This window comes from Terrabacter sp. Root181 (genome assembly GCF_001428505.1).
Lineage (GTDB): Bacteria > Actinomycetota > Actinomycetes > Actinomycetales > Dermatophilaceae > Terrabacter.
Map to the genome: position 1 here is coordinate 17,486 of NZ_LMHU01000002.1, position 9,813 is coordinate 27,298.

Genomic DNA, 9,813 nt, shown 5'->3' on the forward strand with positions numbered 1-9,813 from the left:
GACGCGCGCGCTAGGCGGCGGTGTGACTCACCCGGGCGGGCAGTCTGTGGACAAGCCCGTCCTGCCTGCCGACCCCGTCCACGGGCATTGCAGCCTCCTCGTGCCAAGAGCCTAGACGCTCAGGGAGCATTCGATGCTGCCGATCAGGGACGATTAGCACGATGGTTTGGCCGCTCTGGTGACCCGGTCGAAGACTAGGCGCCTACCACGCTCGCCCGTCGTCCTCATCATCCTCGATGCTGCTCTCGATGCTTCGCTGGGCCGAGGCGGCCATGTCGAGGTAGAAGCGTTCGGAGGCAGAGCCTTTCGGCATCGCGGCGGCCACTCTCAGCGAACTGTCACGCTGCTCTATGTCCTCAGCGAAGGGTTGACCGGGGGTGCCGCTGCGCACGCCTGAGATCGTGGCTCCCCATAGCGCACTCCTAAGCGTTTGCTGCGCCTCCTCACTGACCTTCTCCGTTGCTCGAAAGCTGCGGTCGACGAACTCATGGTGCTGCCAGATGAAGGTCCGAGGTGCCTTCCCCAGGATGGCGGCCGCTGACTCGATCTGCGCCATATCTCCGGTATTAATGGCGCCTTCGAGCACCGCCAAGACACTGGAGTCGTACTGCTGAGCGACTTCTTTGAAGAGTTCCGCGCCATGCTCCGTGCGGTTCCAGGAGTCAGTCTTGGTGGCGATCCATAGCTGAAGCGTCCGCAACCACGGTTCGAAGTCCGGGTGCTCACGCACGCGCAAATGGTTGTCGAACGAGAACGGCATCGCGCGGTAGTCACCACGCGACTCCAGCTGCTCTCCGACCTCAACGCGCATCTGTAGCATCGCGATGACCCACTCAGGGTCAATGGCGGACCTATCCGCCAAGAACCCCGTAATCGAGTACTGCCCAATGTCATCCAAAAGAATCAGCTGGTCCTGAATGGACTGTTGTTGGGTGCTGTCTAGTGCGTCCCAGGCGAGACCCACGTGGCGGCCGAAGCAGGCGAACAGTTCGTCGGCCAAATGTGGGCTATCGGAGAAGGTGACGGCCGCAAGAAGACGGGCGGCCAGCCCGGGATCCACCTCCGCGAAGCGCTGGGCCACCGTAATTGGTGCTTGCCGGACAGCGATGTTCTCGTCTGCGCCGAACTGGACTAGAATGTCCAATTCCTTCGGGAGGACCGGACGGCGCCCGCGGTTCCAACCCCAGGCTTGCGCCACGGCACGAGTGGCCCACGGCTCGTTCAGGTCCAGAAGTTCTCTCGCCCGTGCAAATGCGGCCTTGTCGTCCTGTTCGGCAAACACCGCGAGGGCGACGGGCAACACCGAGGTGAGCGCCGAGGCGACACCTGCAACGATCGCATCTACGAGGTGGCCGGCTAGTGACGGCCGGCTCTTCACCACCTCGCCCACCAGCGGCCCTGGGTTGCCCTTGTCGCCGCCAAAGGCGGCACGCTCTACCTGCAAACGCTCCTCAAGGAGAGTGATGACCTCGGCGTCGTCGGTGTTCTCGATGAGCTGGTCGACCGCCCGCTTCAGACGTGCTTGGACTTGAGCCTGTGCCTTTTCGTAGTCGCGCTCGCGGTCGAAGATCAGGCGTCCCCAGCCGTCGTGAATGATGAGCGCAATCTTATCCGCCAATTCATCACGGAGCTGCCTCAGTACCTCTCGGGCGGGTTCCTTGGTGGCCGCGGGTCCGTAGCTAGCGTGCCAACTCAAAGCCTTGCGCACGGCTACGAGGACGGCAGGGTCGAGGTCGACCGTGGTGGTCACTGCGCCAAGCCGGTTTATGGTGTCGACGAACGACGGCGTCCATCGATCACGCTCGTCTTTCGTCACTTCTCTTCCGAACATGCCGCTCGGGTATCGCATGGCGGCTTCAAGGCACTCGATGGCGGCGACAGCTCGCCGCACATCCGGTTGTTGCACCTCCTGGAAAGCTAGGGCAACGACCCGTTCGCGCAAAGGCATGACCACGCCGGTGTTCAGGGCAAAGGGCTGGAAGCTCAGGGTGTAGCCCTGGTAGCTCTGACTACTCGATTCCGTGGCCAGCAGAGGCTTGAGTACCTCAAATGGAGAGAGATCGTTCGTGTCGTGGAACCACTGGCTGGCAACCTCGAAGACGGCTTCGTTGTAATTCACAGGCTTCGTTAGCTCGAAGCCAGCCAAGTCGACAAGGACGCGCAGGGGATGCTCGGGGTGCTGGTTGGTGTTTCGCTCGTCATTTTTCGCGAGTTCCCACAGCAACTCGAGGACGGTAGGTAGCGTCTCAAATGTGTAGGCCGCGGGCTTCAGCATCGAGACCAGTTCGCTCAAAACGTCCGCATACGTAGGTACTCCAAGGAAGGCCCATCTCGTAGACGAATCGCCTGCTTCATCGGTCGGATTATCGATTAGCCATCGGGCAATCCGTACGACACGCGTTGGCTGGAAGTACGCCACTTGAGCCAACAGCTTAACTGCCGCTTGGCGATGGGGGATGTCTGCAGCCTGCAGTTCTGCCTCGAAGGGTTCCCACAGAGCGTCAACGAGTGATCTGTTGGATGTGTGTCGCTGACGGACCTGCCAGTCAACGCGGCTGATGTTCACAAACAGGTGCTGCAATGCCTGGTCGCTCGCGGCATCGCGGATGCGATCGAGGTAACCAGTGGGCTGCCCATCTGCCTCATCCACACATGCTCTGGTCAGCAGGATGTCACCTAGTAGATCCGGGACGATGCGCAGCGAGCTTCCGCGTCGGCGTAGTACACCCGCTGCTTCGAGATCGCGAATGTGCCGGTGTAGCTGGTCATACGGCTTGCCGATCACGGCCGACAGCGTGCCGCGGAACGAGTCATCGTCGGTGCGTACTGGTTGAAGGGCGGCTATACCCTCCAACACTCCACGCCGGGTCTCAGGGTCGGCGACAAGTGGATCAGCGATGAGTGCCTCGCTGAACCGGCCCAAGATCGTTTCGCGGACTTCGTCATCGTGGCCCAGGTGGGCAGGGTCGAGTTGCCCACGTCGGATCAGCGTGCCGCCGACTACCGTCACCAGCGGACAGTCCGTTGTGAGGCGTGCGAGGCGTTGCGCCACGCCTTCGTTTGGATTCGGCCCGAGTGCCTCACGTGCGAGCTGCTCGACCGCGCTGGTCGCGAGATCGGGGAGCACGATGGTTTGGTGTTCCTCGGGCAACAGCCCCGATCGGTGCAAGTCGTTGCGCATCGTCGCCCAGCGATACGGCCGGGTCGCAAGCAATACGTTGGCCGCTTCGTTGCGCCGCCTCAGTGCCACAACCAACGCCACCACGTCATCGCGCTCATGTGCGTCGTCAATGAGCAAAACGAGTGCACCAGCGCTCGGGAGAAGCTCAAAGTCCTCGGGGCCAACTGGTGTCTTGTCAGGCAGCAAGAACACGGACGTCGCTGTGTCGGGACAGGCCTCAGCAACGGCCTTCAAGAGCCGGGTCTTGCCCAAGCCTCCCCGTCCCTCCAAGGTGATGAGCTGCCCACGTCCGCCGTATAGAGCTGTGGTCAGTTGGTCAACGACATCCTGCCGCCCCACCAGGGTCCAGTCGTGGTTAAAGAGATGCCCCTGTGGAGACATGAAGTGCTCCTCCGGGAGTAGCCATGGTCCGGGCGAACGAACCCCCAAGAAGGGCTCGCGGTGCCCCGGAAAGAAGCTGTCAACGAGGCGGACGGCGGCGTCTAGAGGCATATGCTGCTGCACGTATTGGGAGATGTTTTCGCCGTCCCAGAGGGTCCAGCCGGCGTGTTTGGCCATTTCGGTTCGAGCACCGGGGGACGCCGTTTGCCGGGACAGGAACAGGTGATGTTGTGGGGCATCGATCGCAACGGCGTCCACAGCTTTCTTCACGGCTCCCTTGCCGAAGGTGATGTGACGCTTGCACTGCGCGGTGGCCAGCACCTTGCCGTTCTTCGAGTTGGTAGCCAGCACGTCAATACCGTGCTGCTCATCTCCAGGACCACCAAATCGTGTGACATGCGCGTCAGGTAGCAGCGCCTTAACGATCTCAACGGTGAAGTCTTCGAAACGCTCTGGGGTTAGTCCTGCCACCGGCAGCGCTCGTGTCCGGGGAGCCACGGGGGCCGTCCTCGCATCGCCAGTCGCGTACTCGCCGGCATCAACCAGTTCTTGCTCGGTCAACCCCAGCACTTCGGCCACGGCGCGAAGGGTCCCGCGTCTAGGCCTTGAGCCACCGCGTTCCCAGGTGCTGACCGCCTGCTGGCGAACGCCCAGTTCGCGGGCGACTTCGGTCTGCTCAAGCCCTTGACTCTCGCGGGCCTTATGCAGAAGGGATCCGAGCGCCTCGTACATGTGTGCGACTGTACGCAGTTGATGCGTATGATTCAAGGACCGGGCGTGGCCTAGATCCCTTCACCCCTTCGCCCGATCGAAGGAGGTGTGTCGATGTGGGCGGGATGGGCGCCCACAGTGGGCGGAGTCGACGCTGGTGGCCCCAACTAGTCAGACACCGGCGACGTAGGCGGTGAGGAAGTGGACGCCGTGTCGGTCGAGGTTGCCTCGGGCGCGGTCGTAGTGCTCGGTGGTGCGCGGGTCGGCGTGGCGGGCGAGGATCTGCGCGTCGCGTAGCGGGACGCCGGCGTCGAGGGCGTTGGTGATGGCGGCGTGCCGCAGCGAGTGCGGGCTGATGTGTCGCGGGATGCCGGCGGTCCTCGCGATGCGGGCGACCATCCGGTAGACGTCGCGTCGGTCGATCGGCTTCCCCGAGACCGGTCTCAGCACCAGCGGACCGCTTGTTCGGTTACCACGGCAGGCCTCGAGCGCGCGGAGCACGGGCACGGTCACGGGCATGGTCGCGGGCTTGTTGCCTTTGCCGACCAGGTGCAGGACGCGGTGTCCGCGGAGGGTGTCGGCGTAGTCCTCGATCCGCACGGCGGCGGCTTCCGATGCGCGGAGGGCGTTGATGCCGAGCAGGTAGGCGAGGGCGCCGTGGTGGACGGTGATGGTCGGGGCGACTTGGAGGAAACGGATCAGCTCGAGGCGGTCCAGTCCTTGGGTGCGGGACTCGTCGCGGTGGATCTTGGGCAGCCGCGCATAGACGGCTGGGTCGGCGGTGATGAGGCCATCGATGTGGGCGAAGCGGAAGTAGCCGCGGACGGCGTGCATCATCGTGACGACGGACGAATCCATCAGGCCCCGCTCGCCGAGGTGACGGATGTAGAGCTCGATGTGTGCTCGCTGGATCCCGAGGAGCGGGTCGAGCCCGCTGGTCTCGCACCAGGCGAACCACTCCCGCAGCTGGAAGGCGTAGAGGGAGTGCGCGCGGCCGGCGTAGCGCGCCAGGAAGGACACGGCGGCGAGTTGGGCCCCGGACATGGTCGCGGGCTGGAACGGTAGAAGGGTGGACGGGCCGGACATGAAGTCACCTCGCGCGGCGATGCTTCACTGACCCAGACCCCGCCCGCCGCTGGCGGCCAGGCGCATGGACCTATCGACGCTAGCCAGGTGCCAGCGTTTCGGCCCGGTCTGCACGCGGCGGTGTGACGCGCGTCTTGGGGCGTCGCCACGCTCTTGATCGGCGCCGCCCGGGACGGTCAATGGATCCAGTGCCACAGAATGACGAGCGCACCAGCGGCCCCCATCATCGTCAGTGGGCCACCCGACAGGAGCTGCGGATCGCGATCGTCACCTGGATCGAGCGGACCTACCACCGCCGACGTCGTCAGAACGCCTTGGGCCGATTGACCCCTATCGAGTTCGAGACCATCATGACCACACCTGCCACTCAGGCAGCCTGACCCGACCTGTCACCGGTTCGTGCAGCGGTCCCATCCTCGCCAAGCTCGGCGTCGCTAACCGTGGCGAGGCCGCGGCCATTGCTTGACGGATAACGGACGCCTAGAGCGACCGGCATACCGGACCCCGCCCACGCGGTTTGATCGTCCCTGAGTGCACTCGCTACCGCCTACCCTCTCGACGACGGCCGCAGAGATGGCATGAGTCCATGAACGACGCCGCGAACCCATATAGAACGCCTCGACGCTCCAGGCCGGCCCAGGATGCCGGCCCAGGATGCCGGCCCAGGATGCCGGCCCAGGACTCCGGCCCAGGACTGGGGGCTGCAAAGTTGGCAAGGGCGCTGCCCGGTGGTCAACGACGAGCAGCTCGACGTGCTGCGGTGCTGGTCGATCGGCGCCATGTCCTCGGGGAGGACCGCACCGAGATGGTCTTTCAGCTGCATCGCCCTATGCTCGAACTGATCTCTGGCGCGAATGGGGACCTGTCCGCGACGGAGGCGAAGAAGCTCCTCGCGCCGGTGCGCCCGCGGGGACATCGCCGACGGACTGCCCACCCTCGTCACCGTCATCATTGTCGATGGCGACGAACACCTCCAACCGGCAGCGTGCTGGGGGTCAAGGACGCGCTCGCCGTGGACTTCCTCCGGCGACCGGCCGGCTCGCCGACGCCAGACGGCCGCCACCTCGACGCAACATCGTCGCGCGCCCGGTTCGAAAAGCGCTCTGGCTCGCGGAACTGACTGACCATCCGGCCGCCACGGGAATCCCGCGGCCCTCATTCGCGACCGGCTCAAGAGGGTGCGACCGACCGCGCGGACACGCTATTTTTCGGTTTCGGTGAGACCGCATGAGACCCAGAGGATACTCGTGTCAGAGGTTCATTTCGAGCACCCACATAGATGGGCCTCCGACACCAGGACCTTCGGCCGATGCACGAGCGTTACGCCATTCGGGAAGGGTGACCATGAGCACCAACCAGCCGACCCAGAAAATGCAGGAGGCCAGGCCAGGACCCGGCTCCTCAGCTGTTTCCTCCGCGGGCGTGGTGATCATCGCGACTCTGATGGCTCTGACGGCCGCATTCGCCCTGTACGCCCTTTGGAGCTTCTGGCCGGCTCCGCTGCCAGCGGCGAGCGCCACGGCCGTTCCGGGCCCGACGACGTTCACCTACTTCCGCTGGGACACCACGCTCACACGTGACCAGCAGTACTTCGTCATCGTCGCCGTTGCCGGCGTCATCGGCGCAATGCTGCACGGGCTGCGCTCATTGGCGAAGTACGTCGGTGAGCGCAAGTTCGTTCGGAGCTGGATCGCGTCCTATCTGCTGCTCCCGTTTGTCGGGGCTATCATCGCCACGATCGTGTACCTCGTCCTTCGGGCCGGGCTCCTGCCGGGCGCGAACAGTGCCAGCCAGCCAGACCCCTTTGGCATCACGGCCATCGCCGCGTTGGTCGGGTGGTTCTCCGCACAGGCCGCGGAGAAGATGAAGGACGTGTTCCAAACCCTGTTCAAGGCACCGGACGCAGGCAGCGACTCCATCACCAACAACGTGACGATGACGAGCTTCGCCCCGGAAGAAGGGCCAGCGGGCAGCACGGTCGTCATCACCGGCACGAACCTCAACTCGGTGAAGCGTGTGGTCTTCACCGCGGACGCGGAGGCAACAATACTGAGCCAGAGCGACACGACACTGTCAGTCGAGGTGCCGGGGGACGCTCAGGACGGGTCGATCACGCTCGACCCCGGCCCGAGCGAGGCGGCGAGCACCGGCATCTTCACGGTCAGCCCACCGCCCCCGGACGGGAGCGATTCGGACGACGGAACCGGCGTGATCAGCGTGGTTGTGACCCCGCATCCGGTGGCCCCGCAGCTCGGGACCGACGGGTCGGTGGCCCTCACCGCGAGCGAGATGACGGCGTCCGCCCCGACCGCCAGCACCATGTCTGACAGCGCGGGTCGGGTGGGGACGATAGAGGAGCTCGCGGACGTGGGCATGGTCGGCTCTACTGGGCGGGTGGGGACCACTGACGAGCTGGCGGCCGTCGGGGCAGCGAACATCGCCGGGGAACCCTGAGCACCCGGCTCGCAAGCTGCGCCGATGCTCGCTAACCAGCAGGGGCCGTCGGGGACGCCGGCAGCCCGTTGTACCACCGTCAGCTCAGACGCCGAGCTGCGCGTTGACCTTCTCCACGAGTTTATCGGCGATCGCCGGGGCCACCCCGACATCTAGCGCCGCATGGCGCACGATCGGCGCCAGGACCTTGGCTAATGAGGCAGCGAGGGCCTTGTCGGTGACCTTGCCGTTGATGTCACCAAGCAGCTTGGTGACGTTTGCCAGCGCGAGCTGGTTCTGCGCTGCTCGCCAGTTCGCCATTATCGGGTATGCCTGAGCCGCAAACTTCTTCGGGCGGACGCCATCGTCCGGGTCCGTGTCGTGGTTGTCCAGGGGAATCTGCCAGACGGCATTTGGAACCCCTCGGAGCTCCTCTCGGATCACTTTTCTAAGTTCGTCGATCGAAGCCATTATGTCCTCCTCGGGGTGCTGGAGCCGTGCAGTCTGTTGCTCCGGCCCAAGTTGTTGTTGAGCCCAAGCGATTCCCTCTCGCCACGTGCGGCGGGGTGTCGGGCTGGGAGAGGGATCCCTGCTGCTCGGGTTCAGCCCGTTCTTTCCCTTGCGCTGGGCTTCCAGCTGGTACCGCACGGGCAGGTTGTGCGAGCAGCCGTTGAGCACGCCATGCAGGTGCTGGTTGTTGGCGAAAACCCCGGTGTCGCGGCGCCACGACGCAGGCGCGCCCATCTGGCGGAAGATCGCGACCCAGGCGTCACTTCGCTGCTTGATGTCGAAGGCGCCGCCGCGACGATGGGTTCCTTTGGACGCCGGGGCGTCACCGGTCAGCTGGATGATGTCCAAATTGTGCTTGATGAGCCCGCGCATAAGCCCGAGCTGCTCCGCGACTGGCAACCATTGCGCCATACAGGAGCACGTCGTGAAGGTGCCAGACGGATGGACGAATCGGACGAAGCCCTTGTCCGAAGGCTTGGCCAGGTCAAACGTGACCATGATGGCCTCCCGGGAGAGAGTGAGTCCCGTACTGGTTCGTGTAATCGTGAAGGTGGGGCACGCCGTCGACCTAGTCGACGATGACGACCCACTGAGTGCGAATGCCGCCAAACGTCATATACCAGTTTCACAGGTTCTTACGTCCGACGTCGTGGGTTTGGCAATACTCCGTCAGGACGGGGAAGGCTCGTCCCGAGTGCAGGCCGGACATGCTTTCGACCTCGCCCCGCAGGAGTGATCCAGTACCGACCCGCGTGCCCGACTCGGGGGGCCCGCCGCTGGGAACCGGATTCCAGGGAGGCTGGCCCAGAGGAGGGCGGTGCGGCCTGCCTCTGAGCTCCCTAGACTCACCGATCCAGGGCACCCGGTGGCTCGGCGTCCCGGGGTAGGGGCGCGGTCCGGGTCGGAACCGCCGAGCGGATGGCATAGACGACTTTGTCCGGCCAGTCCTGCTCGTCGGGAACGAGGGAGACACGGATGATGGTGCCGTCCGTCGCAGCGATGCCCAGGACCTCGACGCCGGGCGGTCCGAATTGGCAAGCGTCCCGCCGTCGCCGTCCGCCACCGCGCGCGCCAGCCGCCCAAGCGACACCAGAATCACGTCGGGTGCCAGCTCGTCGAAGCGTGCGAGAGGTGCAGGCAAACCTTTGCCAACCACGAGCATGTCCGGCTCCGCAGCCACCAGCGCCGCCACGACGTCGCCCTGCAGCTCGGGCAGGTCAGCGATCAGTACGCGAATGACGGGCACGTCCCTGCCTCGGTTCCCACGCCGATCATCCTGCGGAGGCAGGGTGGGACCTGGCAAGAGCTTGAGGTGCAGGTCGTGGCAGACGAATGCCGTGTCAGGCGCTGGGCCGGACGATACGTCGTCGGATGGGTCTAGGCGGACGAGCCGCGAAATGGATCGGGGATAGAGGCTCTTCGGAATTATGCATGGGCGGGGGCTCGTCGGTAGGCCCGGGTTCCTGAGGCTGCGAGCAGGATCCGGAGCCGGTAGTGCTCGAACGTTCTGA

Annotated in this window: 4 protein-coding genes and 1 pseudogene; 2 read left to right on the top strand and 3 right to left on the bottom strand. The window is 64.7% G+C overall.

Annotation, left to right across the window (positions count from 1 at the left end; translation table 11 throughout):
- Nucleotides 1–202 precede the first annotated feature (202 nt).
- Both ASD90_RS08830 and ASD90_RS08835 read right to left on the bottom strand, forming a co-directional pair.
- The gene (locus ASD90_RS08830) at nt 203–4,294 is read right to left on the bottom strand and encodes a helix-turn-helix domain-containing protein (RefSeq protein ID WP_082588587.1); all 4,092 of its coding nucleotides are present in this window, start codon (nt 4,292–4,294) and stop codon (nt 203–205) included.
- 150 nt (nt 4,295–4,444) lie between these two features.
- The gene (locus ASD90_RS08835) at nt 4,445–5,317 is read right to left on the bottom strand and encodes a tyrosine-type recombinase/integrase (protein ID WP_162260188.1); all 873 of its coding nucleotides are present in this window, start codon (nt 5,315–5,317) and stop codon (nt 4,445–4,447) included.
- Nucleotides 5,318–5,586: 269 nt separating this feature from the next.
- On the opposite strand from ASD90_RS08835, the pseudogene ASD90_RS23950 reads away from it, so the two are divergent.
- Nucleotides 5,587–5,739, top strand: a pseudogene (locus ASD90_RS23950) (IS3 family transposase); the annotation flags it as partial.
- A gap of 964 nt (nt 5,740–6,703) precedes the next feature.
- The gene (locus tag ASD90_RS08840) at nt 6,704–7,813 is read left to right on the top strand and encodes an IPT/TIG domain-containing protein (protein WP_162260189.1); all 1,110 of its coding nucleotides are present in this window, start codon (nt 6,704–6,706) and stop codon (nt 7,811–7,813) included.
- A gap of 84 nt (nt 7,814–7,897) precedes the next feature.
- Here the strand turns inward: ASD90_RS08840 and ASD90_RS08845 are convergent, their stop codons facing one another.
- The gene (locus ASD90_RS08845) at nt 7,898–8,800 is read right to left on the bottom strand and encodes a hypothetical protein (RefSeq protein WP_056754790.1); all 903 of its coding nucleotides are present in this window, start codon (nt 8,798–8,800) and stop codon (nt 7,898–7,900) included.
- Nucleotides 8,801–9,813: the final 1,013 nt, after the last annotated feature.